This is a genomic window from Fischerella muscicola PCC 7414, assembly GCF_000317205.1.
Classification (GTDB): Bacteria; Cyanobacteriota; Cyanobacteriia; order Cyanobacteriales; family Nostocaceae; genus Fischerella; species Fischerella muscicola.
In genome coordinates this window covers 1-238 of sequence record NZ_AJLK01000265.1, presented here as the reverse complement: position 1 = coordinate 238, position 238 = coordinate 1, and the positions used below count along the sequence as shown (strand labels likewise).

1 pseudogene is annotated in these 238 nt (G+C 39.5%); it reads left to right on the top strand.

The features are described from left to right. Positions 1 to 160 precede the first annotated feature (160 nt). A pseudogene (locus UYI_RS39480) lies at positions 161 to 238 on the top strand (filamentous hemagglutinin); the annotation flags it as partial.

The following is a 238-nucleotide window of genomic DNA, read 5'->3' as shown; positions in this document are numbered from 1 at the left end:
CTCTACAAAACGCTACCGAAATTGCTAACGGATTCCACAACTGCTACTAAGTTTTACTGAGTTCGGATTGGGATGATACTTAAATAATAATTATGAGTGCATCCCCAAACAAAAACAACAACACACAATACGTACACACAATACACACAGGTCTAAAAAAATGTTGAAGAAGTCTTTCGCTTTCGGTTTACTAGCTGCTGGTTTGATGATTGCTCCTGGTGCGGCTCTAGCTGATGTT